General features: G+C 58.9%; 19 protein-coding genes and 5 pseudogenes. 20 read left to right on the top strand and 4 right to left on the bottom strand.

Annotated elements, in window-relative coordinates:
* Window positions 1-290 precede the first annotated feature (290 nt).
* Window positions 291-1171: pseudogene (locus tag RX331_RS38345) on the top strand (IS3 family transposase); the annotation flags it as partial.
* 40 nt (window positions 1172-1211) lie between these two features.
* Here RX331_RS38345 and RX331_RS38340 read toward each other — a convergent pair.
* Window positions 1212-2585 carry an IS30 family transposase gene (locus RX331_RS38340; protein WP_317252705.1) on the bottom strand — a complete coding sequence of 458 codons (1374 nt, stop codon included), beginning with the start codon at window positions 2583-2585 and terminating at the stop codon, window positions 1212-1214.
* A gap of 43 nt (window positions 2586-2628) precedes the next feature.
* Here RX331_RS38340 and RX331_RS38335 point away from each other — a divergent pair.
* The 3 genes and pseudogenes from RX331_RS38335 to RX331_RS38325 form a co-directional block, all read left to right on the top strand.
* Window positions 2629-2907 (top strand): annotated as a pseudogene (locus RX331_RS38335) (IS3 family transposase); the annotation flags it as partial.
* Window positions 2908-3137: 230 nt separating this feature from the next.
* On the top strand, window positions 3138-4424 hold the full coding sequence (locus RX331_RS38330) for a glycoside hydrolase family 28 protein (RefSeq protein WP_317252704.1): 1287 nt from the start codon (window positions 3138-3140) through the stop codon (window positions 4422-4424).
* 391 nt (window positions 4425-4815) lie between these two features.
* Window positions 4816-5421, top strand: a complete 606-nt coding sequence (locus RX331_RS38325; RefSeq protein ID WP_317252703.1) for a hypothetical protein — start codon at window positions 4816-4818, stop codon at window positions 5419-5421.
* A gap of 1795 nt (window positions 5422-7216) precedes the next feature.
* Here RX331_RS38325 and RX331_RS38320 read toward each other — a convergent pair.
* A pseudogene (locus tag RX331_RS38320) lies at window positions 7217-8250 on the bottom strand (IS110 family transposase).
* Between the two features lie 772 nt (window positions 8251-9022).
* Here RX331_RS38320 and RX331_RS38315 point away from each other — a divergent pair.
* Window positions 9023-10154: pseudogene (locus tag RX331_RS38315) on the top strand (IS481 family transposase).
* On the opposite strand, the gene RX331_RS38310 reads toward RX331_RS38315, so the two are convergent.
* Window positions 10143-11126: a pectinesterase family protein gene (locus tag RX331_RS38310; RefSeq protein ID WP_317252702.1), complete on the bottom strand. Its 984-nt coding sequence runs from the start codon at window positions 11124-11126 to the stop codon at window positions 10143-10145. The pseudogene RX331_RS38315 and the gene RX331_RS38310 overlap by 12 nt on opposite strands.
* A 466-nt stretch (window positions 11127-11592) precedes the next feature.
* On the opposite strand from RX331_RS38310, the gene RX331_RS38305 reads away from it, so the two are divergent.
* The 9 genes and pseudogenes from RX331_RS38305 (at window position 11593) to RX331_RS38265 (ending at window position 18107) form a co-directional block, all read left to right on the top strand.
* On the top strand, window positions 11593-11787 hold the full coding sequence (locus RX331_RS38305) for a 4Fe-4S dicluster domain-containing protein (protein WP_317252701.1): 195 nt from the start codon (window positions 11593-11595) through the stop codon (window positions 11785-11787).
* A gap of 266 nt (window positions 11788-12053) precedes the next feature.
* Window positions 12054-12362: pseudogene (locus RX331_RS38300) on the top strand (nitrogenase component 1); the annotation flags it as partial.
* Window positions 12363-12467: 105 nt separating this feature from the next.
* Window positions 12468-14141, top strand: a complete 1674-nt coding sequence (gene nifE / locus RX331_RS38295) for a nitrogenase iron-molybdenum cofactor biosynthesis protein NifE (protein ID WP_317252696.1) — start codon at window positions 12468-12470, stop codon at window positions 14139-14141.
* A gap of 9 nt (window positions 14142-14150) precedes the next feature.
* Entirely contained in the window at window positions 14151-15500 is a 1350-nt protein-coding gene (gene nifN, locus RX331_RS38290; protein ID WP_317252695.1) for a nitrogenase iron-molybdenum cofactor biosynthesis protein NifN, read from the top strand.
* A gap of 52 nt (window positions 15501-15552) precedes the next feature.
* The gene (gene nifX / locus RX331_RS38285) at window positions 15553-15948 is read left to right on the top strand and encodes a nitrogen fixation protein NifX (protein ID WP_317252694.1); all 396 of its coding nucleotides are present in this window, start codon (window positions 15553-15555) and stop codon (window positions 15946-15948) included.
* A 7-nt stretch (window positions 15949-15955) separates the two neighbouring features.
* Window positions 15956-16429 (top strand): NifX-associated nitrogen fixation protein, encoded by a 474-nt coding sequence (locus RX331_RS38280; protein ID WP_317252693.1) that lies wholly within the window; start codon window positions 15956-15958, stop codon window positions 16427-16429.
* Between the two features lie 10 nt (window positions 16430-16439).
* Window positions 16440-16640 carry a CCE_0567 family metalloprotein gene (locus tag RX331_RS38275; protein WP_317252692.1) on the top strand — a complete coding sequence of 67 codons (201 nt, stop codon included), beginning with the start codon at window positions 16440-16442 and terminating at the stop codon, window positions 16638-16640.
* A 10-nt stretch (window positions 16641-16650) separates the two neighbouring features.
* Entirely contained in the window at window positions 16651-16947 is a 297-nt protein-coding gene (fdxB, locus tag RX331_RS38270) for a ferredoxin III, nif-specific (RefSeq protein ID WP_317252691.1), read from the top strand.
* 758 nt (window positions 16948-17705) lie between these two features.
* Window positions 17706-18107 carry a Rieske (2Fe-2S) protein gene (locus tag RX331_RS38265; RefSeq protein WP_317258254.1) on the top strand — a complete coding sequence of 134 codons (402 nt, stop codon included), beginning with the start codon at window positions 17706-17708 and terminating at the stop codon, window positions 18105-18107.
* A gap of 9 nt (window positions 18108-18116) precedes the next feature.
* On the opposite strand, the gene RX331_RS38260 is transcribed toward RX331_RS38265, so the two are convergent.
* Window positions 18117-18707 carry a hypothetical protein gene (locus RX331_RS38260; protein ID WP_317252690.1) on the bottom strand — a complete coding sequence of 197 codons (591 nt, stop codon included), beginning with the start codon at window positions 18705-18707 and terminating at the stop codon, window positions 18117-18119.
* A 274-nt stretch (window positions 18708-18981) separates the two neighbouring features.
* On the opposite strand from RX331_RS38260, the gene RX331_RS38255 reads away from it, so the two are divergent.
* The 6 genes from RX331_RS38255 to nifB all read left to right on the top strand — a co-directional run bounded on the left by RX331_RS38255 (window position 18982) and on the right by nifB (window position 23710).
* Window positions 18982-19302 (top strand): iron-sulfur cluster assembly accessory protein, encoded by a 321-nt coding sequence (locus RX331_RS38255; RefSeq protein WP_317252689.1) that lies wholly within the window; start codon window positions 18982-18984, stop codon window positions 19300-19302.
* A gap of 19 nt (window positions 19303-19321) precedes the next feature.
* Window positions 19322-19612: a NifU family protein gene (locus RX331_RS38250; RefSeq protein ID WP_317252688.1), complete on the top strand. Its 291-nt coding sequence runs from the start codon at window positions 19322-19324 to the stop codon at window positions 19610-19612.
* Window positions 19609-20808 carry a cysteine desulfurase NifS gene (gene nifS / locus RX331_RS38245; RefSeq protein ID WP_317258391.1) on the top strand — a complete coding sequence of 400 codons (1200 nt, stop codon included), beginning with the start codon at window positions 19609-19611 and terminating at the stop codon, window positions 20806-20808. The genes RX331_RS38250 and nifS overlap by 4 nt, the downstream gene beginning before the upstream one ends.
* 3 nt (window positions 20809-20811) lie before the next feature.
* A complete protein-coding gene (nifT, locus tag RX331_RS38240; RefSeq protein WP_317252687.1) occupies window positions 20812-21036 on the top strand; it encodes a putative nitrogen fixation protein NifT in 225 nt (74 codons plus the stop codon).
* Window positions 21033-21896 carry an SIR2 family protein gene (locus RX331_RS38235; RefSeq protein ID WP_317252686.1) on the top strand — a complete coding sequence of 288 codons (864 nt, stop codon included), beginning with the start codon at window positions 21033-21035 and terminating at the stop codon, window positions 21894-21896. The genes nifT and RX331_RS38235 overlap by 4 nt, the downstream gene beginning before the upstream one ends.
* 302 nt (window positions 21897-22198) lie before the next feature.
* Window positions 22199-23710, top strand: coding sequence for a nitrogenase cofactor biosynthesis protein NifB (nifB, locus tag RX331_RS38230; RefSeq protein WP_410708019.1), 1512 nt, complete (start codon window positions 22199-22201; stop codon window positions 23708-23710).
* The last annotated feature ends 6 nt before the right edge of the window (window positions 23711-23716 follow it).

Genomic DNA, 23716 nt, shown 5'->3' with positions numbered 1-23716 from the left:
CCGTGGCCTTCAACCTTCCTTGATCGGGCCGTCGGCTTGAGAACCGCCCAGGACTGCTCGCCACCCTTTGGGCGGAGCCGCGCGCTCTTCTTTGGCGGCGCATTTTGAAGGAGAGGGTGTCCGCGCTCGCGTTGGCATCGAGCTTGGTGCCACCCATATAGACGAAACCCGTGGTCATGAGATGAGGAGGCCAGCACCGAGCCCACTCCATGAATTTGAACTCGTCGTTTGAGCTGCTGCCGGTTTGATGGACACCGAGATTAGGTGTTTCATGAAGCCGGAGGTGGGCGATGAAGAGACGGAAGTTCAGTCGCGAGTTCAAGATCGAGGCGGTCAAGCTGGTTAGGGAGCGTGGGGTGTCGGTGGCGCAGGCCGGGCGCGACCTGGATGTTCATGAGAACGTTCTGCGCAAATGGGTGAAAGAGTTCGGCTCCGATCCGGTGCAGGCCTTTCCCGGCCACGGGCAGATGAAGCCGGAGCAGCAGGAGATCGAGCGGTTGCGCCGTGAGGTCGCCAGGTTGAAGGCCGAGCGGGATATCCTAAAAAAGGCCGCAGCCTTCTTCGCGAAGGAAGCGACATGAAGTTCGTCTTCATCGCGAAGCACCGGGCGATCTGGCCGGTGGCATGGCTATGCGATGCGCTGGGGGTGTCGCGGTCGGGCTTCCATGCCTGGCTGAATCGCTCGCCCAGCGCCAGATCCCGCAGCGACGAAGAGCTCGGCGGCAAGGTGAAGGCCAGCTTCATGGCGAGCGACCGCACCTATGGTGCGCGCCGGGTGTGGCGTGATCTGCTCGCCGATGGGGCGGACTGTGGCCTGCACCAAATCGAACGGCTGATGCGCCTGCAAGGCTTGCGGGCGCGGCCGCGACGCCGGCGCTTGCCGAAGGACAGCGGCGATCGACAGCTCGAGACCGTGCCGGCGAACCTCCTTGACCGGCAGTTCGCCGCCGAGCGGCCGAACCAGAAGTGGATCGCCGACTTTACGTATCTCTGGACGGCCGAGGGCTGGCTCTACGTCGCAGCGGTGATCGACCTGTTCTCACGCCGGGTGGTGGGTTGGTCGATGAGCGCCGCCATGACAGCTCAGTTGGTAACCGATGCCCTGCTGATGGCCGTCTGGCGACGCGGCAAGCCGGACACCCTGTTGCACCACTCCGACCAGGGCAGTCAGGGCGGATTCAAACGGTCGTCGCAACACCAGTTGTTTCCACTCATGACAGCAACTCGTCAAGCGCCTCCGCCGGCGTTTTCCAGCCCAGTGCCTTTCTCGGTCGGGCATTGAGGGCCGCTGCCACGGCGTATATCTCGTCGGCGCTGTGGATGGTCAGGTCTGTGCCTTTCGGGAAGTACTGCCGCAGCAACCCGTTGGTGTTCTCGTTAGTGCCGCGCTGCCAAGGGCTTTGCGGGTCGCAGAAGTAGACCTGGATACCCGCATCGATCTTGAGACGATCGTGCTGAGCCATTTCGGCTCCCTGATCCCAGGTCAGCGAACGACGCAATTCTTCGGGCAAGGTGATGATGGTGCGCGTGATCGCGTCGCGCACGGCTTCGGCCCCGTGTCCCGCGAGCGCAGGCCCGTTCTTCGCGCGCGGAGCTTCGCCATGCCCCGCCAACCGGGGAAGGTGCAACAGCATCGTGAAGCGCGTCGTGCGCTCGACCAGCGTGCCGATTGCGGAACTGCCAAGACCGAGGATAAGGTCTCCCTCCCAATGTCCCGGCACCGCTCGATCGGCCGCTTCAGCAGGGCGCTCACTAATCATGATCTCCGGCGAGACAAAGCCCTTGCCTCGCCTGCGTACGCGCGCCCTGGGCATCCGTAACACACGCCCTGTTCGCAAGTAGGCGGTCAGTTCGCGGCGCAACGCCCCACGGCCTTGGACGAAGAGTGCTTGATAGATGGCTTCGTGGCTGATGCGCATCGTCTTGTCGTCCGGGAAGTCGATCGGCAAGCGTCGGGCAATCTGCTCAGGGCTCCAGGCCTTGGCCCATCGCCGATCCTTGCGCGGGCCATGCCGGCGGCCCTTCCACGGAACGGCGGGACCAGGAACGGGAGCGCCGCTCGGGGCCACGACGACACCGGCAAGTCGCTCTTCCACATAAGTGCGCAAGGTGACGTTGAGCGCAAGCTTGGTCGGTTTGGGGCGACGGGCCGATCGATCTGCATGCCACTGGGCAGTCGTCGCCCGATACTCCAACCCGCCGCTGCGGGTGGCCGCATTGCGCCGCAGTTCGCGGGAGATTGTCGAGGCAGCCCGCCCGAGGCAGCGCCCAATCTCCTGTATGGAATGGCCCTGCACCTTGAGAAGTGCGATCTCCTCGCGCTCTACCAATGACAGGTACCGGCCAGAGAGCGGCTTTGCCGAAAATCTGAACATCGCTGGTGGCATGCCGCCCGCCTTTCGGAACAATCTGGTTCCGACAGGTTGTGACATTCCAGCTTCGAGCGCAGCATCCTCGCTGCTTAGCCCCGTGGCGATCGCTCGCCAGAATCTATTTTGTTCATCGCGCCCTGCAACAGGCGGCCGTCCTGGCGATGGCAATGGCGCTCGTCCTGACCGTGCTGATCGCCGCTTTCGAATGTTCATCGCAACCTCCAACTTCAGAGTGTTGCGACGACCGTTTGAATCCGCCCAGTACACCAGTGAGCAGTTCCAGCGCTTGATGGCCGATCACGGCATTCTCTGCAGCATGAGCCGTTCCGGCAACGTCTGGGACAACGCAGCGATGGAGAGCTTCTTCTCGTCGCTCAAGACCGAACGGACCGCCAACAAGATCTACCGAACCAGAGACGAGGCACGCGCCGATGTGTTCGACTATATCGAAAGATTTTACAACACGATCCGCAGGCACTCGACCATCGGGTATCTCAGCCCGGTTGAGTTCGAGCGCAAGGTGGGATTAGCTTAACCCGGTGTCCATCAAACCGGCAGCAGCTCAGTTTTCTTGGGAGCTCTTGAAGAGGCCGGCTTGGCCGACGAAGGGCTCGCGCGCAGCTATAGCGGCGCCGGACTGGGGTTCGCATAAGCCCAGGTCGCCAGCCGAGACAGATCCACTCCATGCGCCGCCAGCAACTCGTGCGGAGTTGCTCCATAAACCGGAAAGTCCTTATATCGAAGTCGCTACAAACGAAGGTGTTCATGACAAATGTTTTCCGCTACTGGATCGTGCTTCCCATGGTTGTCGTCATGGCTCTTCGTGCCGGCGAGGCCTATGCGAGAGACCGCCGCACGGTCGCCGAACCTGTTGCGCCGGGCTCTGTCTGCGCCCGCCTGGCGCCCTCTCGCAAGGATGATACGGCTAGGCTGCAAGACGCCATTGCACATTGCCCTGCTGGCGCAGCGGTCTATTTGGCGGGTGGGGCATTCCTGTCAGGTCCCCTCGAGATGAGATCCGGCGTAACGCTCTGGATCGAGCGCGGTGCAACGCTTTTTGCCCTCGCCGACCCGGCTGCCTATGACAAGGGCGTGGGACGCTGTGGTCGTATCGATGGGAAGGGCGACGGATGCCGCCCCTTCATCAGCTTTTCCAAAACGCGCGGCGGCGGTATCTATGGTGGCGGCATTATCGATGGCCAGGGCGGCACGCCCATGGTCGGCAGCGTCGAAACTTGGTGGCAGTTGGCCCGGCGCGCGCAGACCGAGGGAGGCAACCAGAACGTCCCCCGCCTGGTCCAGATCGATCATGCCGAGGACATTACCTTTCACGGCATCACGTTGCGCAATGCGCCCAATTTCCACGTGGCGATGAATCGGGTCGAAGGTGCCACCTTTTGGGCCATCACCATCGATGCACCAGCCGACGCGCGCAACACCGACGGCATCGACCCAGGCGCCAGTCAGGATGTGACCATCACCCGCAGCTTTATCCGCACCGGAGACGATAATGTGGCAATCAAGGCCGGCAACAATGGTCCCACTCGCCACATCTCCATCATCGATAACTATTTCGGCTGGGGCCATGGCATGTCGATCGGCAGCGAGGTGAACTCGGGTGTCAGCGACATACTGGTGCGCGGGCTGACCCTGGACGGCACGACGTCGGGCTTGCGCATCAAGAGCGATGTCAGCCGGGGCGGTGTCGTGGAGCGGGTGACCTATGAGAATGTGTACCTGCGGGGCAATCGATGGCCGATCAATTTCGATGCTCGCTACGATCCCCACGCGCACGGCAGCAGCATTCCAGTCTATCGCGAGATCGTTCTGCGGCATGTGCGTGGAGGGGAGGGGGCGCTGGTAATGCGTGGGCTGGATCGGGACCATGTCCTAGGGATTACACTGGATGACGTGCGATTTGCCGATAGCGCGACCTGGCAGGTAGAAAATGCAGATACGACAGCTTCCGGAGTTTGGCCGCCTTTTCCGGGTCGCGCTGAGGTACCGGCGTGTCGTCCATGGGAGGGGTGTGCAAGCAGCCCTAGCCGGTAAGCAGAACCACAACGATTGGGAGCCGAATCCCGCATGAAGGCCGTCGTGACAACTTCAGAACCATGCCCGGCGAGCCCGGAAGATTTGCTCGCCGGCTGAAACGGGCCAGCCCCGGATGGCTCTGCTTCGAGAGCGCACTTTCCGTGTTTCGAGGCGACCAAGACGGAATGAGCTACGAACAAAAAGCTTGAACCGTACGTAGCGTCAGGTTGTAGAACAGAAATTCGATGGGGCTACCTAGCAACGGTCAACTAGCTATGAGGGCGCGTACGCGATCAAACCGGCATTAGGAGCAGGTAACCGGAAGTTGACCGCGACCGCCCTGCAGAGCTGAAACATGCGATAAAATACGTTCAAACCCACGTTAGTGCAGCTGGCGTAGTATCACAGAATGGGTAAGTACACGCACTTTAGGAGCTTCATCGCCGTAGGCCGTTGCTCTCAAAAGATCGGACGGGACTATTACTGCTCAGGAGTTTTCCAGTCGCGCGACAGCGGCGCGATGGAGCGCCACAGCTTCCGTTGCATGCTGATCGCTCTGGGCGGTGAGAGCGAGAGTATCGTTGTGGTTCGTGAGAGCCATTGTGTTCGTGGCTGGATCGATCGGATTGCAATTCATAAGGGCAACCACGAAGCTTTGAGGAAGGCGGATAGCATCGCCGCACTGCGGCAGGACTATCGCATTATTAATTTGAGCGACCGGTCTGAGAAGGTGGGCCATGAAGCGAATAAAGCGTGGAGGCCTAACTTTTTACCTGGTCGCATCAAGTACATCCGCAACCAACGATTTCGGTTTCCCAACTACAGTGAACCCATCACCGCTGTGCGTAGCCGAACCTTCTGCAGTTGCCCGGCAAGGCGAATTCGCCGGGGGCATGGATCCATCAATTGGACCAATGTCGCGACATGGCTCGGCGTCATCGTTTTTAGTCTCGCCGCATGGTCGGCCATCATCTTTCTCACCCTTTCATCAGCAAGTCTGCTGTTCCAACGATGAACCGAATGGGCCAGCTGACGCATCGGATCGTCCCAATTCGCTCGTCAGTTTTCAAATCGCGTTGGTTGCAAGATACAATAGGTTTTGCTCGCCGCACCTCAATGAGACTTCGAGATGGATGCGCAGTCGATTGCAGAGCAATGCCTTGGTATTTTGAGCCAAGAACGGATCGGCATTGATTTTGCGACCAAGTTGCCCTTCTCCGTATGATGGGCGCGGGCTAAACGCACATGCACCCCCCGTGTCGGTAGGCAATACAGCTTGGCAAGTCTAGAGCAGGGGTCGAGCGAAGAGCTGCGCCCCGGAGCTGCGTGTTTAGGGCGATTGTGAGCACGGATTGCCGTTGTGATGACATGACATCGCGCACTGTCGACGCTTGCTAGGAACCAAGCTAACAGATATTGAGCGCCGATTTGTCGAAAGACGTCTCTCCGAGGAGCAATCGAACTTTGAGCGAACAGTTCAGCCTCGCTGACATGTATGCCGGAGGATGGTGCAACGTGAGGTTGATGATTCGGTCGGACTCCGCGGCTGACGCTCGGCACTGTGTTTTGCACTGCTATGCGAAGACCTCCTTCCCAATGGTGGGTTAAGATACGTCCATGCTCGGCCAGCCTTTCGATCCCAGATCGCGTAGCTAACGCACGCCTAGAAGGATTTAGCTGCGCCCTCGCTCGACCCCGGTCGAAGAGTCCCGGTCAAACGAGCTCACACTGCGGCTATTTGATTTCCCTGGCTGGCTCCTTCGGCCGATTTTGCTGCGAACCGATGATCATTGGGACAAGCATGGCCCAGAACCGAGAGGACAGCGTGATCCTATTCATGGTCAGCGTCCTTCCGCGACTTCCTACGTACTCATAACCTACGTTCGCGATGAGCCCGAGAGGTCGAAAAACCGCTGTTTAAGTTGGTACGGTCAGCGCGGAATTCGCAGTGCAGTGCCACGTAGTAGAAATGCGCAGTAGACAGCCGCTGTCTGAGCCTGGCGAGATCACGGTGGCTGCCGGACCCGGCACGAGTAGCCATCTCGCGTTCGAGGAATCGAATAGCCGCATCGAACCGTGAGACCGCGAGCCTTGGCGCATTCTCGCGCCCCTCCTTCCGCGTGCGGCGCCCAGCAGCACAGCAGCAATCCGCTGGCAATGTTTTGCCCGGCGCGCGCACTTAGCCCAGCCGCATCATCGCATTCGTCGGCGCATGGGTGTTGAAGCGTCATCAGCATAAGGTCATCGGCAAGCAAATCGATCGTGGGCTGCCGTCTCGCGGACAGACTAGGCAACTCCATGATTAGACGGATGCGAGCGAGGAGTGCATCGAAAGGCCGCCCCATCTGACCTGGGGAAGTCCTAACTGCTCGTCAGAGACTGACGCGTAGGTGTCGTCTATACGAGCTCCCAACTTTGGTTCGATGTTGCGCTCGCCGTTCATGTAGCGGCGAAATGTGCGCTCGTCGTTGTCACAGCAAAAGATGGCGCGGTCTTAAGCGCCCATTTCTCGCATGGACTTGAGTTTGTCTTGTCGGGTAGGCAATTTGAATAACTCGAACACGTGCAACCTCTTGTCTGATTGCGGTTGCCGGCACAAGCCTTCAGCTTCCTACTGACAGCCTGCGAGGCTCGCTCTTGTCTACGAGGTCGACGTTCATAGCCGCCTCAGGATGGTAGTCCGAAGATCGGGAGCTGCTATCTATTAGGCGCGTATTGCAGGCTACAGAGGTTGCAGCGCAGTCACCCCGACCTCGTCCTCGCAGGACGTCGTTCCGCCTTTTCGGCGGATCCGCTGAATTGCTAATTGATCATGCGATCGCCTCCTCCCGGGTCCATCGGAACTCGCTTCCATCTGCCCAGATCCGATGCATCACGATCGCTAATTTTCGTGCGACCGCTACGACTGCGCGGCGAAGACCGCGTCGCTTGGCCACGTTTACACCCCAGGCTTTCAACGCAGACCAACGCTGGGTACGGGTTAGAAGTGCAAGCGCTGCCTGATAAAGTGTGGTCCTGAGCATCACATCTCCGCATCTCGAAATCGCACCATTCCGATCGGTTTCCCCAGATGCATATTTGCGTGGCGTGAGGGCGAGATGCGCGCCAACGTCGCGGGAACGTTGAAAGCGATCTGGGTCATCAATGGTTGTTAGAAAAGTGATTGCCGTCAGTGCACCCACGCCTGGTATCGTCATGAGACGCTGACACGTCGGTTCGCGGCGCACTATTTCAAGTACCATCTTGTGTAGGACGCCGTACTGTTCACGCAGCGCGGCTCGAGCCACAAGCATTGGACGTAGCATCACCGCGAGCCGTGGATGGCCATCAGTGAGTTCATTGGTTTGCTGCTCAAACGTCGCTTGAGATATGCGGCCAGACAGCTTTAAGCCGAAGATACGTAAGACGCCCCGAATTTCGTTCTCGATATCGATCTGCTTGATCAAAAGCGTCTTGCGATTATTCAGGAGCATTCGTAGCTCCTGGCTCACATCACCCTTGATATGAACAACGGTGTACCAGCCAACCCGCATTACCTGTGCAATGGCGCGAGCGTCGTTCCGATCGGTCTTAACGGGCATTGTCTTGGTCACCCCACGCAGCCTTCGGGGATCGATGCAGACTGCGTGTAGACCGGCAGCACGTAATTCGCTGTACAGCCAACGAGCGAGACCACCAATCTCAATCCCGATCTTAGTGATGTGCAATCCGCTTTCGTTGAGCCAGGCGACAATAGCCTCCGGCTCAGAAAGTGCTTTGCCTTCGCGAATGACGACGCCATTCTCGTCTACAACACAGATAGCCGTCTCCTTAGGGAAACATCCGGACCAACATAGTGCTTCATATTCGCGCTCCTGCTGCCGCCGGCTCACCGGCTTCCCTTCCAGGCTGAGCCCTTCGAGCAGCAACCGCAGTCACCCCATCTATCCTGCATCAGGTGCTCCATTCCGCCACCGGATATATGGCTCCGATCGAGGTGGAGCTAAAGCCGCTTAAATCCCGTCCGCTTTTTCCTGGGAGATCACTCCCGCGGGCCAGAGAGCCACATGTGTTGAACCGACCTTCGTCGCCGATATCGAGCATGCGATGTCACCTCAGAAGCTCTCTTAAGGGCGAGTTCGTTCAAAGGAAAGTAGTGACACAAAGGCTCTTGCTGAGGCGCGAATCAGCTTGTTGCTGCGTTTGACCAGCAGATCGCGAAAACACGGATTTCGTGAAGGCAAGCAGTTCTGGGTCGATGGCTCTGAAAATCCACCGAATGGAAGGGTAGATTGCATCGCGCTTATTCCGCATTATTTATGTCCCCTTTGCTACGTTCTCTCCGCCAAGTTTGATAATGCTGCAGTTTTAGCAAACTGGCAGCGGCCACGGTTGCGGACTCGCCAGGAACCTCCTAGCCTCAAACGAGGCCGCTCGCGAGGCCGTCGATCGATTCGCAGATCGCGTTGAAGCCTTGGCTTCGTCTCGCATTAACACTGCTTCCATGTAGAAGGTTCGACTTAATCTTACAGCATGGCTGAACTGGCGGGGATTGGAGCTGCGGGCGAGCAGGAGCGCTCACCCCGAAAGGGCGCTCCCGCGCAGCCCGCAGCGTCTTGCACAGGAGAGACGCCACCATGCCGCAAGAGCAGAAGGTTATTCGCGCAAAGGTCGGAATGCTGGAACTGGCCAAGCAGCTCGGCAATATCAGCCAGGCCGCCGGATGATGGGCTATAGCCGCGACAGCTTCTACCGATTCAAGGAGCTGTACGACAAAGGTGGCGAGCTGGCGCTGATCGAGATCAGCCGCAAGAAGCCGATCCTGAAGAACCGCGTCGCGCCCGAGATCGAGCCGGCGGTCGTCGAGCTGGCGATCGAGCAGCCGGCCTGGGGTCAGGTGCGGGTCAGCAATGAACTCCGGAGCCGGGGCCTGTCGATCTCACCGTTCGGCGCGCGGGCGGTGTGGCTGCGTCACGACCTCGCCAACGTCAAGAAACGGCTGAAGGCGCTGGAGGCCAAGATGGCCCAGGACGGCCTGGTACTGACCGAGGCGCAGCTCTCGCGTTGGAAAAGGCCAGGTCCGAGAAGGAGGCGAATGGCGAGTTCGAGAGCGCGTGCCCCGGCTACTGAGGCGCCCAGGACACCTTCTATGTCGGCAATATGAAGGGGGTCGGGCGCATATATCAGCAGATCTTCATCGACACCTACAGCAAGGTGGCATTCGCCAAGCTGTATGACCGCAAAACGCCGATCACGACGGCGGAGCTGTTGAACGACCACGTCGTGCCGTTCTTCGACAGGCATGGCATCCCGCTGAGCCAGATCCTGACTGACCGCGGCACCGAGTATTGCGGCAACCCGGAGCATCACGAGTACGAGCTGTACCTTGCCGTCGAGGACATCGATCACACCCGCACGAAAACCAAGAGCCCGCAGGCCAACCGGATTTGCGAGCGCTTCCATCGCACCGTGCTCGAGGAGTTCTACCGCGTCGCGTTCCGCAAGATGCTCTATCCGAGCATCGTCTCGCTGTAGGGTGATCTCGATGAATGGGTCACCGCCTATAATGAAACGCGCCCACATCAGGGCCGCTGGTGCTACGGCAAGACGCCGATGCAGACGTTGCTTGACGCGCGCCCCTTGGGGAGGGTGTGGGGAAGAGCCGCCCACCGGAAATCCAGCCGAGTGCGAGTCCCCGTCAGCGTGCAAGAAAGTGCGGCTCCGAGAGGTGCAAAACCAGAAAGTTGCGCTGATTTCCTATCGGGATGATTGGTTTGGCAGCCAATCCGTATCACTCGCGAAGAACTCCTTGCGCGACCATTGCGTGGCTTCGCTCTTGGTGAGCTGATGGGAGTAGGGCTCTCGGACTTTAGGATTGGCGCCGATGCCGGTGGATTTGTATTCCGCATAATAGGCCGTCTTCAGTGTGTCGGTTTTGCCGGGAGTCCATTCGCGCCAACCTTCCGCGATAACCGGCGCATTCATCTTCGTGAACAAGAAAACTACCGTAGCGTAAGGGCGCCAAGCCCGGCCAAGGGCAATGTCCCGCGCGGGATCGGCGGTGAGGGTGCAATGATCGAATACATAGGCACTGTCTTCGTCGGGCGATCCTTTGCTCTGTGCGGTATACACAACCGCCTGATTGGCGATGCCGTGTAACTCACAGTGCTGGAAGTAGGCCTTGGCGTTGCCGAATATGAAATCGACATGTCCCTCGATGTAGCAGTCGGAGAAGTATTGCCGCGACATTCGGCCGTTCGGCCCCTTATTTGCAAATAGTGTGTCCTGTGCCCCGAGCAGTCGGACGCGGGTGATAACGTCCTTATCGCCAGTGATGGAAAGCGCCACCGCCTGCGAAGGCAAATTCTCCGGATGCTGGGAGTAGTCGTTTTGAACGGTCAAATTGTCGAGCCGGAAGTCGTCGCCTGATGCGTCCAGCGTCGCCGAATGAGAGGTTCCACCCACATTGATCGCCCCGTCGCCGTAGACAACAATCGTGTCAGCCGGCTTCTTGCCCATGCCCCTAATATGAACACCAGGTTTGATGACTTTGACCTTCTCGCGATAGGTGCCCGGCGCGATCAGAATATCGCCGCCTTGCGTCGGTAATGCGTCTATGGCCTCCTGCACCGACTGATAAGCCTTCTTATCGGAGTGCGAGACCAAAAGTGGCTCAGCGTATGCTCCAGACAGACGGAAGCATCCGGCCAGCACGGCAGCGGAAATCGTGAAAATTCGCATAATGGCCTCACTCTGAGTAGAGCTAGCTGCGGATTTTATGCGATACGTGCCCAGAATGGTACTCTGAGCGTGGTGCTCGTCTGAACCCACCGGTCAAAGCGGCGTCCGCTATCAAATTCGAATTTTTTTCTATAGAGGCACGTTCACGCCTAACCCGCACATGGAAGCTCGTCCTACAACGCCTTCATGCGCTTCGTCTCCTAGATCTCTATCCTCCAGAGTTAGCCTTAAGTATGGCCGCCCTGCCGCGGTTGCTTCCGGAGCGATCGGCAACCGCAACGCCCAGCTCTGCTCCTTCAAGCTCCCCATGATCTGCTCTTCCGAAGGGCGGATGCACGCTGACTGTCGAAGTCGCGACATGCCGCCGCGAAACGGAAAATCTTCAAGATAGATCAGCATCCAGCGGCTTGGCACGCCTCTTGAAAGGGAAGAAGCCGTTCGGTTCGCCTGTACAAGGAATGCAGTGATGGCTTACAAGATTATCGCCTCCCAGTGCACCGTCTGTGGCGCATGTGAGTTCGAATGTCCCAATGCCGCAATCACGCTCAAGAACGACACGTACATGATCGATGCGAAGAAGTGCACCGAATGTGATGAGCATTTCGACACGCCGCAATGCGCTGCCGTCTGTCCGATATCCGATACCTGCGTGCCGGCATAGAGGGGGATTCCGATGAGCTCGTGCCACGATTGACACTTCAGCCTTCCTGATCGGGTGCCTGATTGGCCTAGTGGCCGGCCCCGAGCGGCGGGTAGAGTAAGTGGAGGGGCTGTGGCAAAGCTGGCACGCAGTAGCCGTATTGGAAATCCTGACTGTATTCCTTCGGGCGGAGGATTGAACGCAGGCTTTACGCGAGACGGTGGGCCAGCGTTCGTCCGATCTACGTCGACGAACATCGATATGGATTCGAGACGCTTATCAAGTTGTTTGGGCAGAACTGCCACGCCTATCCGGGCCGAGATCTCTGGCACATGCGCTCGTTGCTGTTCACGGAGCCGGTCGATTTCCTGATCGGCAACACCTATGGCAAGTATCTAGAGCGCGATACCGGTACGCCGCTGATCCGAATCGGATTCCCAATTTTTGATCGGCATCACCATCACCGCTATCCGGTGTGGGGCTATCAGGGCGGCATGAACGTGCTGGTGAAGATTCTCGATAAAATCTTCGATGATATGGACAAGAAGACCAACATTGCCGGCAAGACCGACTACAGCTTCGACATCATTCGTTGATGACGACGACATGCCCCATCGCCGGCGAACGAAGGCCTCGCCCGGCGATGGGCCTGGCGAATGAAGGCTTTAGCTGCGACGAAACCCTCCGTTACGGAAAGAAAGATGAGTTCGCTTTCGGCCACCATTCAGGATGTCTTTAACGAGCCGGGCTGCGCCAAGAACGCCAGCAAGCCGGATGCCGAGCGCAAGAAGGGCTGCACCAAGCAGCTGCAGCCGGGCAGCGCCGCGGGCGGCTGCGCCTTCGACGGCGCCAAGATCGCGCTGCAGCCTTTTACTGATGTTGCCCATCTGGTGCACGGCCCGATCGCCTGTGAGGGTAATTCTTGGGACAACCGCGGTGCAGCTTCATCTGGTGCAAGCATCTGGCGCACGGGCTTTACCACTGACATGAACGAAACCGACATCGTGTTTGGCGGCGAAAAGCGATTGTACAGGGCAATCAGGGAGATCATAGCGAAGTACAATCCGCCGGCGATCTTCGTCTATCAGACCTGTATTCCCGCCATGATCGGCGACGATATCAACGCGGTCTGCAAGGCAGCTTCTCAGAAATTCGGAAAGCCGGTGATTCCGGTCAATTCGCCCGGCTTCGTGGGTCCAAAAAACCTGGGCTGCAAGCTTGCCGGCGAATCCTTGCTTGAGCACGTCATTGGCACCGAAGAGCCGGACTACACCACGCCCTACGACATCAACCTGATCGGTGAATACAATCTGTCGGGCGAGCTTTGGCAGGTCAAGCCGCTGTTCGACGAACTCGGTATCCGCATCCTCTCCTGCATTTCGGGGGATGGCAAATATCGTGAAGTCGCCTCATCCCACCGGGCGCGCGCTGCCATGATGGTATGTTCGAAGTCGATGATCAATGTCGCGCGCAAGATGGAGGAGCGTTACGGCATCCCGTTCTTCGAGGGCTCGTTCTACGGCATTCAGGACTCCAGCAATTCACTGCGCGAGATTGCGCGACTTTTGCTCGAACGTGGCGCGCCGAAAGATATTATCGACCGCACCGAGACGGTGATCGCGCGCGAGGAGGCGCGGGCCTGGGCCGCGATCGAACCCTATAAGCCTCGCTTTGCGGGCAAGAGGGCGCTGCTGATCACCGGCGGTGTCAAATCCTGGTCCGTTGTGGCGGCGCTGCAGGAGGCAGGGCTCGAACTGGTCGGTACCAGCGTCAAGAAATCCACCAAGGAAGACAAGGAACGGATCAAGGAGCTGATGGGCCAGGACGCCCACATGATCGAGGACATGACGCCGCGGGAAATGTACAAGATACTCAAGGACGCGAAAGCGGATATCATGCTCTCGGGCGGGAAGTCGCAATTCGTCGCGCTCAAGGCGGCGATGCCCTGGCTCGACATTAACCAGGAGCGATATCACGCCTACATGGGCTACATCGGGATGGTGAAACTGGTCGAGCAGATCGACAAGGCGCTGTTCAACCCGATATGGGAGCAGCTGCGCCGCCCGGCGCCGTGGGACGATACAGCCAATAACCGGCAGTTCAAGGCCATTGCGCAGAAGGACGCGCACATTGCGGAAATCACTGCCGATCACTTGCTTGCCGAGACGACCCGCCGCGCGAAGAAGATCTGCTTATGTAAGGCAGTCGATCTCGGCACGATCGAGGATGCGATCCGTTCGCATGGCCTGAGCACCGTCGAGGCAGTCAGACAGCACACCGAGGCAGTCGGTGGCTGCTGCAAGAGGCGGATCGAAGACATTCTGGCGTCCATGCCGGTCTCCTTGCCCCCTGCCATTCTGCAAGCCGCGGAATAGGACAGCGTCATGGCCATTGTCACCACGCCGAAGAAGGCCTGTGCGGTCAATCCGCTGAAGATGAGCCAGCCGATCGGCGGCGCATTCGCCTTCTTAGGGCTGCGTGGGGCGATACCGCTTCTGCACGGCTCGCAAGGCTGCACATCCTTCGGGCTGACGCTGTTCGTGCGGCATTTCAAAGAGGCCGTGCCGCTGCAGACCACTGCGATGAGCGAGGTGGCGATCGTGCTCGGCGGCTATGAAAATGTCGAGCAATCCATACTCAACATCTATAATCGGACCAAGCCGGAGGTGATCGGGATCTGCTCGACCGGGGTGACCGAAACCAATGGCGATGACGTTGACGCCTACATCAAGCTAATCCGCGAGAGACATCCCCAGCTCGCCAAGTTTCCTCTGGTCTATGTCTCTACGCCGGATTTCAAGGACGCATTCCAGGACGGTTGGGAAAAGACGGTGGCGCGCATGGTCGAGGTGCTGGTGGAGGCGCCGGCAGTCCAGGCTGAGCGCGATCCCGCGCGGGTGAATGTCCTACCCGGATGTCACCTGACACCGGGTGATCTAGACGAACTCAGGACCATTCTGGAGGATTTCGGCCTGAAGCCATCCATCCTGCCTGATCTGGCGGGATCGCTGGACGGGCATATCCCCGAGGAGTTCACACCAACGACCATCGGCGGCATCGGGGTCGACGAAGTCGCGAGCATGGGCAGAGCCGGCTGGACTATTGCCATCGGTGCGCAGATGCGGCGGGCAGCGGAAACCATGCACGCCCAGGCCGGGGTGCCGTTCCGCCTGTTCGAGCGCCTATGCGGACTCGTCCCCAACGATCAATTCATGGCATTCCTGAGCGACATCAGCGGACGCCCGATACCATTGAAATACCGGCGGCAGCGAGGCCAGCTGGCCGATGCCATGCTGGATGCTCATTTCCACATCGCCGGCCGGAGGCTCGCGATCGGTGCGGAGCCCGACCTGTTGTTCGATGTCTCCAGCATGCTGCACGAGATGGGCGGGCAGGTCACCGCGGCCGTGACCACGACGCAATCGCCGGTGCTGGAGCGCGTTAAGGCGAAGGAGGTGCTGATCGGCGATCTCGAAGATCTAGAGGAACTCGCGAACGCGCACGCATGCGATCTTTTGATCACCCATTCGCATGGCCGCCAGGCCGCTGCGCGGCTAAACGTTCCGTTCTATCGCGCGGGATTTCCGATGTTCGATCGGATCGGCGCGGGACACCAGCTATCCGTCGGCTATCGCGGCACGCGCGATCTGATCTTCGATATCGCCAATCTCGTGATCGCCGACCGCGAGGAAAATCAGCAGCCGACGCCCGATACCTGGCGATCACCGCGCTAGCCTGCAGGTCTGGCCGCCGCAGCTTTATTGACGCGACAGAGAGATCGATTGCATGAAAGTCGCATTCGCTACACAGGATTTGAGGCGCGTCGATGCGCATTTTGGTTGGGCTAAGAACATTGCCATCTATGATGTTTTTCCGGACGGGCACGTGTTTCTGAAAGCGTTTCAGTTCGACGGCGACCTCAAGGAAGACGGCAACGAGGACAAGCTCGCGCCCAAGCTCGAGGCGATCAAGGATTGCGCCATCCTCTATGTCGTTGCGATCGGTGGATCCGGCGCCGCGCGGGTGGTGGCGAACAAAATACATCCCATCAAGGTGAACAAGCCCGAGAACATCCTGGAGCTGCTCGAAAAGCTCCAGCGCGTGCTGAAGGGTACGCCGCCTCCCTGGTTGCGCAAAGCGCTAGCAAAGGACCAGGAGCGGACGTTCGATTTCGAAAAATGAGGACGATATGACTGAGACAGTAGAAATACTGCAGACCAAGAGCCTCGCTCTCGATGCGCCCTTCGTCAAGGAGCTGGTCAAGATCTGGCGCGCTCAGGACATGCATGGCTTATGGGAAGAAAAGAGCGATTTCGATCTGCTCGAGCCCTACATACTCGACAGGGAGAAGCGGAGGGAGTTGCCGATCGTCGGCGATCCCGATCCGGATACGATTTGGCGGTTGGAACTGTTCTTCAATGCGGTCGCGCTCTCGATCGAGAAGGCGACAGGTGTGATGATCCAGCCGATGCTGAAGATGCACCATGAAGGCTTTGGCCGCATAGTACTGATCGGCGGTCGGCTGATCGTAACAAACAAGCAGTTGCGCGATGTGCATCGCTTCGGCTTCGACGATCTCTCAAAGCTGGCTGCCGAGGGTGGCAAATATGTCAGAACGGGCATCAAGATGATCCGGAAATTTCCCGACGTGGCGAACTATTGAGGGGCAGCTCATGAGCAACCTTGAGATGCTGAAAGCAGAAATAAGAAAACTGTCGAGCAAAGCCACGCAGGCCAAGATGGATCTGCACGACCTTTCCGAGGAATTGCCCGTCAACTGGACTTCGATCATGGCGGTGGCGCAGAAGGCGCACGATGCCTTTGCGGAACTTGAGCGGAAGCACGAAGATCTGAAGGCGTTGGAAAAGGCGTAAGGGGCCAAGCATGTCATTTGCAACGCGCGATGGTCGCAACTGGACGCCGGATTACCTGATCTCGATCGATGCCAACCACTGCATCGGCTGTGGCCGCTGCTTCAAGGTCTGCGGTCGGAACGTCATGACGTTGAAGGGGATCACCGAGGGGGGCGAGGTTGTCGATTTCGATGATGACGACGATGAGATCGAGAAGAAGATTATGGTTTTGAATGACCCGGGCGCCTGCATCGGCTGCAGTGCCTGCGCTCGGGTTTGTCCGACCGACTGCCAAACTCACGCGCCCGCTTCCGCGGAAGCGGCTTAGCAACGCCTCTGTCTACTTCTCCCATGGAGCAGAGCGAGTTCGACACCAAGCTTCGGGCGAGGGGAATCTCCATGTGCTGCGCTCGCGGATGAGCCGCCTCGCTCGACCGTCCGCCACGGTGAGAGAGGACCACTCAATCCCCCGTGCGCCTTCGTCATCGCGGCGATGCGGAAACGTTCGGTGATGACGCCGGGACTCGCCAGCGTCGAGGCCTCGGCTTGCTTGGAAGACGCGAACGCGAGGTCCGCTTCCTCTCGCGTCAGCGGCACGCGGCCGGCCTGCGGGACAGCGGTCAGGATGGCACGCCGACTCGGATGCGCTAGCACCTCGACCAGTTCAATCGCTTCGAGCTCTCGGTCTAGACAGATGGCAAGCCCAATAACCTCGGACATTTGTTCACCAGCGTCGCCATCACTAGTCCAAATGGGGGCGCATACTAGCTTTAGCCGCCCACGCGGACCGCAACAGTGCCCGGTTAGCAGATAACCACCGAAGCTGCCAGCGCAAGGCGGTGTAGTAGGCATCGAAGCGGCGTCCGTCACCTGCAAGATGAGACAAAATAGTCCGTCCTGGAGACGGCAGCATGAAGGAGCTGCGGTCCACGGACTCAGGTCAGTCAAATCTCTCGCTGCGTCGACATGAGGTCGAGATCGCGCGTAGAATTCCCGAAAAGCTGAGGAGATCCGCACTTGCGCGATTTTTGCAGGGCTGATCGCACGGTGATCAATGACAGGGATCATGTCATGAACGAGCAACGGATGCAGTCGAAAATCGCCTATGCGATCTGCGGCTTCAACGACATTCCAAGTAGGCGCGCCATCGGCTTCAAGCTCATGATCCTCGACGAAGACGGCAGCCACAGGCCGTGGCCCATTGTCGTCGTGCGCTGGGGTAAGCAGGTGTTTGGCTATATCAATAGATGCCCGCACAAAGGCATCAATCTGGACTGGGAACGCAACCAGTTCCTCGATCCTAGCAGCATCCGACTGATGTGCGGCAAGCACGGCTCGGCCTTCGAGCTCAGCACCGGCCGCTGCGTTGATGGCCCATGCAAGGGTAGCGGGCTCACTCCGATCGCGTTGACGGTGTTGGACGGCGATATCTGCGTCATCGGCGTTCGGCTTCTCGAGGACGAGGACGATCGCTCAGGCGAAACCTGAAGCCGGCGCTCAGACCGGCCGGTTCTCGTTGCGGTTTTTCACGGGCTGCATCCTCTTCAAACCGTCTTCGTAAGAGATCTCGTCAAACGATGCGCCGACAGCCTGGGCTGCTTCGAGCAGGCAATCGAGCCTGCCACCCGCATCAAGCCTCTTGAGATCGTTCTTATCGACGCCGGCCAGGTACATCATCTCCTTCCAGACGGTGGATTCATCGCACGGCAGCACGTGGAAGGTGATATCGCCGAGCTTGGTTCGGTATTTCGCCAACAGGTCTATGTTGTTGCAGAAAATGAAATAGCTACCATGAGGGCTTAGCGCAGCGTCAAGAACCTCAGCGAAATCAGTTAGATAGGCGAAGGAGTGAAGGTAGCCGGCCAGCACCGGGATGGTGTTTTCGCCTTTCTGGGCGACCGTCAGTACCTGCTCGATCGAATAGTCGGGAGGCCGTTTCTCGTCCGCGACCTGGGCTTGGAATTTCAGTGCGATATCGCCGCGAAAGCCGAACCGGCCCGGCTTGGTGGTCGCGCCCTTGAATACGGCGTTGAGCAGGCGCCCCTCCTTCTCCAGCCGGCCGAGCGCGGTGTTCTCAATTGCAGTCATGAATCGTCCCTCGATCTAAGGCAATCGCCGGACAGCTCTGCCGGCGCGAACGCAATGCAAGTTGTTTGCCGCCGCGTGCGCCACGCTTATTGGCGGAATCCATGAGCGAAACACGAAAAGCGCGCCGCGATCTCTCGAATACTTGTCAACAATCCGACACGCGTCGCAAGACCAACAGGCGTGGTTCGAAAATGTTAGCATTTTCAACCGCGTGCGCGCTGGCATGCGACTTGCCAATTCGCGAGCAACCGAGCGAGGCAAATCAGGGTGAGCCATGATCAATCTGACGAAGAGCGCAGTGAATGCGGTCAAGGGCGCGATTTCAACATCGGCACAGCCGGCGAGCGGCCTGCGCATCATGATCGAGGCCGGCGGCTGCGCCGGATTCAAATACATGATGGGCTTGGTCGACGAGCCGAAGCTCGACGACACCGTGATCGAGCGCGATGGGGTCAAGCTGTTCGTCGACAACAAAAGCTATGCGCATCTTGCCGGCACGACCATCGATTTTGTGGTGGCGCTGGAGGGCTCGGGCTTCACCTTCGACAATCCGAACGCAAAATCGAGCTGCTCCTGCGGCAAATCCTTCGGCTGATGACAAGAGAACGCGAAGCATGCTGGTCGAGCCCAAACAACGGAAGCAACGCCCCGAGACTGAGACCGATCGGGAGCAAATCATTCAAGCTGTGATCGAGGAGATTCGTCCCAATCTGCAGCGCGACGGCGGCGACTGTCAGCTGGTCAAGATCGACGGCAACAAGATCATGGTCAATCTGACCGGTGCCTGCGTGTTCTGCAAGCTTTCAAGCTTTACGCTGGAAGGTATTCAGGCGCGGCTGGTCGAAAGGCTCGGCGAATTCGTTCGCCTGATCCCGGTCGCCGACGCCGCCAAAGCGCGGCATTGAACGAGGCGCTTGTGTCGGTTTATCTAGACAACAATGCGACAACTCGGACAGATCCATGCGTTGTCGAAGCCATGTTGCCGTTCTTCACCGAGCAGTTCGGCAATGCCTCCTCCACTCATGCCTTCGGGAACAAGGTCGCGGACGCTGTGATGAAGGCGCGCCGCAGCCTGAAGGCATTGTTAGGGGTTGCCTACGATCATGAGATCGTCTTCACCTCCGGCGGTACCGAATCTAACAACGCCGCCATTCTCTCTGCGCTTGTGACCCAGCAGGGGCGGGACGAGATCGTCACCACCTCCGTCGAGCACCAGGCGATCCTGACGCTGGTCAAACAGTTGGCGACCAGGGGTGTCAAGACCCATCTGATCCCGGTGGATTCGTGCGGCCGGCTTGATGTTGAGGCTTTTCGCTGGGCGCTCGGACCACGCACAGCGATAGCGTCGGTCATGTGGGCCAACAACGAGACCGGAACCATTTTTCCGGTGGAAGCTCTGGCCAAGATGGCGCACGCGTCCGGCGCGCTATTTCATACCGATGCGGTGCAGGCCGTAGGCAGGGTGCCGATCGACTTGAAGCTCAGTGATATCGACATGCTGTCGATGTCCGCGCACAAGCTGCACGGCCCCAAGGGAGTTGGCGCGCTTTATTTGCGCAAAGGCACAAAATTCAGGCCGTTGATCTGGGGCGGAGGACAGGAACGACAGCGCCGCGGCGGAACCGAGAACGTTCCCGGCATCGTCGGTCTTAGTAAAGCTGCAAAGCTTGCTTCAGAGCGCCTTGAGTGGGAGCGCGTTCGCGTTGGTGCGTTGCGCGATCGGCTGGAACAAGCGACGTTGCAGAACGGCCACTGCATGGTCCTCGGCGATGTCAGCAGCCGGCTGCCGAACACGGCCAATATCGCCTTCGAGCATCTCGAAGGCGAAGCTATCGCCCATCATCTCAATAAGGCCGGGATTGCCGTTTCGCTCGGATCAGCGTGCAGCTCCGGCTCAATAGAGCCATCTCACGTGCTGCGCGCCATGAATGTGCCGGCTAACAGCCTACGCGGCGCCGTGCGCTTTTCGCTGTCGCATGAAACCACTGTCGAAGAGGTAGATCGGGTCGTCCGCACTCTGTCCGACATCGTAGCTCACCTGCGCTCCATGTCTCGGGAGCACGCCAATCCCGCCAGCGATCCGTCCGATTCACGGAGTTGATTGATGAAAGTCATGATCCGCCGCTCTGCGGAGGCTGGCCTGTCGATTTACGTGCCGAAAAAAGACCTTGAAGAGCCGATCGTGGAATCCGAGCATGAGACGCTGTGGGGCGGTTGGATCAGAATAGCTAATGGTTGGGTCCTCGATCTGCCCAACATGCCGAGCGACACGCCGTTGCCGATCACCATCAATGCCAGGAAGCGTGGCGAGAACGCAGACGAGCGATGAAGGCGATCCGGAAAATCGATTTTGTAAATGCGGCGGATGCTGAGGCGATTCTCGCTGACGTGGCAGCCAGGCTGCGTGCCGGCAGCATCGTTCCCTATCTCGGTCCTGGCGTCGCCGAGTTGTCCAAGCCCTCTGTGCCGATGACGCCCGAAGCCCTGGCTGCCTTTTTCGCCAGTAAGGTCGCGCTGCCGCGCCGGGCAAAGGGCAATCTCTGGGCATCAGCACAGTACATCGAGAGCAATAAGCATCGGTCCACAGTGACGGCATTGATGGCGCAGGCCTTTGCGGCACCAGTCGAGCCGACGCCGCTGCACTATCATCTCGCCTTACTGTCCCTGCCTGTCGTCGTCGACGCTTGGTATGACGGCGCGATGCGTGCGGCCCTTCAAAAGCACGAGGGTTGGGGCGAGGTGCAGGGCGTCACCCGCGCAGGCTTGGGCGAAGATCACTGGTATCGGTTCTATGATGCAGAAGGCAAAGAGGTCGATCGCGCTGCGGCTGGCAGTTGGACGACAGTCCTCTACAAACCGCATGGCGGGGCGCTGCCCGCAGAGAACTTCTTGGTCTCCGATGCAGATTATGTCGAGGTGCTGACCGAGATCGATATTCAGACGCCGATTCCTGAAATTGTCAAGGAGCGACGGACCGGGCGGAGCTTCCTTTTCATCGGCTGTCAGTTCAACGACCAGCTGTTACGCATTTATGCGCGGCAGATCAGCAAGCGCTCAGCCAATGGCCATTACGCAATCGTGGAGCCGGACGCGCTCTCGCGCAACGAGCTGCGCTTCCTGGCCGAGCAACGCCTCATGCCGCTCGCGATTGCGCTTCCGCGCGCGGTCGAGATCTTGATCTCTGCCTGACGGGAGTTGCCTTCGAGCTTTCAGCAGAGCTTGCGTACTGTAAGACGCCAGTGTCGTTTGAGCGTTGATGTGCGCCCGATCGTATTCCATGTCGGTACCGCCTTCTGTCACCTTTCCAACAACTTAGAAAGATCGCGTGCGGGACGCTATCTCTAACATACTGACACCGCGCAGAAATTGCAAAGACGCTGTTAATGGCACGCGAGTTGCTAGTTCTCGCTTGAAGTTTCCGCCTGCAGAGAGAATGGCAAATGGACGTGCCGGAATGTAATGAAGCAAGCTCCTTGGGAGGCGGCGCTGATATGGCCGAGATCATGCAGCCCCACTCCGAGCAAAAGGGCTGCTGCACCTCGGGCGGCAGGAGCAAGGCGAGCTGCGGGTCTCAGGCCCGCCAAGGCGACCTGCCGACCGCGATATGGGAAAAGGTGAAGAACCATCCCTGCTACAGCGAAGAGGCGCACCACCATTACGCCCGCATGCATGTCGCAGTCGCACCAGCCTGCAATATCCAATGCAATTATTGCAATCGTAAGTATGACTGCGCCAATGAATCGCGCCCTGGCGTGGTGAGCGAGAAGCTCACCCCTGAGCAGGCGGCAAAAAAAGTGCTCGCCGTTGCTTCCACCATTCCGCAGATGACCGTCCTTGGCATCGCCGGCCCCGGCGATCCCCTGGCCAATCCGGAAAAAACATTCAGGACGTTCGAGCTGGTGGCCAAAGCCGCGCCGGACATCAAGCCATGCCTGTCGACCAACGGGCTGGCCTTGCCCGATCACGTCGATACTATCGCCCATTTGAACATTGACCACGTGACCATCACCATCAACATGATTGATCCCGAAATAGGCGCCAAGATCTACCCTTGGATTTTCTACAGCCACAAGCGCTACACGGGCGTCGAAGCCGCAAAGATACTGACCGATCGACAGCTGCAAGGCCTCGAGATGCTCACGGAGCGGGGCATCCTGTGCAAGATCAATTCGGTCATGATCCCGGGCATCAACGACAAGCACCTGATCGACGTTAACAAGGCCGTGAAATCGCGGGGTGCATTTCTGCACAACATCATGCCGCTGATCTCCGCGCCCGAGCACGGGACGGTATTCGGTCTCAACGCCCAGCGCGGCCCGACGGCGCAGGAACTGAAGGCGCTGCAGGACGCTTGTGAAGGGGAGATGAACATGATGCGGCATTGCCGCCAGTGTCGCGCCGATGCTGTCGGCCTGCTTGGCGAGGATCGCGGCGCGGAGTTCACCACGGAGAAGATCATGGCCATGGATGTCAGTTACGATCTCAAGACGCGCAAAGCCTATCAGTCCAAGCTCGAGGAGGAGCGCGTGGCCAAGGTCGCGGCCAATCAGGAGAAACTGGCCGACCTAGCGGGCGAGAAGAGCGATATCCGTCTTCTGGTCGCGGTTGCAACCAAGGGCTCGGGCCTGATTAACGAGCATTTTGGGCATGCCAAGGAATTCCAAGTGTACGAACTCTCAACATCGGGCGCTAAATTCGTCGGCCATCGTCGCGCCGATCCTTATTGCCAGGGCGGTTATGGCGAGGAGGGCAGCCTTGCGAACATCATCCGCGCGATCAATGACTGCCATGCGGTATTAGTGGCCAAGATCGGCGGGTGCCCGAAGAGCGAGCTGATCAAGGCAGGCATCGAGCCGCTTGATCAGTACGCGCACGAGTTCATCGAGAAATCAGCGATCGCCTGGTTCAAGTCTTATCTTGACAAGGTGCAAAGCGGTGAGATCCAGCATGTCGAACGCGGCGCTTTGGCATTCCGGAAGAGCGCGCTGATTTCGGCTGCGTAAGGGAGA

It is taken from the genome of Bradyrhizobium sp. BWA-3-5, assembly GCF_032917985.1.
In the GTDB taxonomy this organism is placed as follows: domain Bacteria; phylum Pseudomonadota; class Alphaproteobacteria; order Rhizobiales; family Xanthobacteraceae; genus Bradyrhizobium.
The sequence above is the reverse complement of the archived record's forward strand: the minus strand, read 5'-3'. Positions and strand labels throughout refer to the sequence as shown.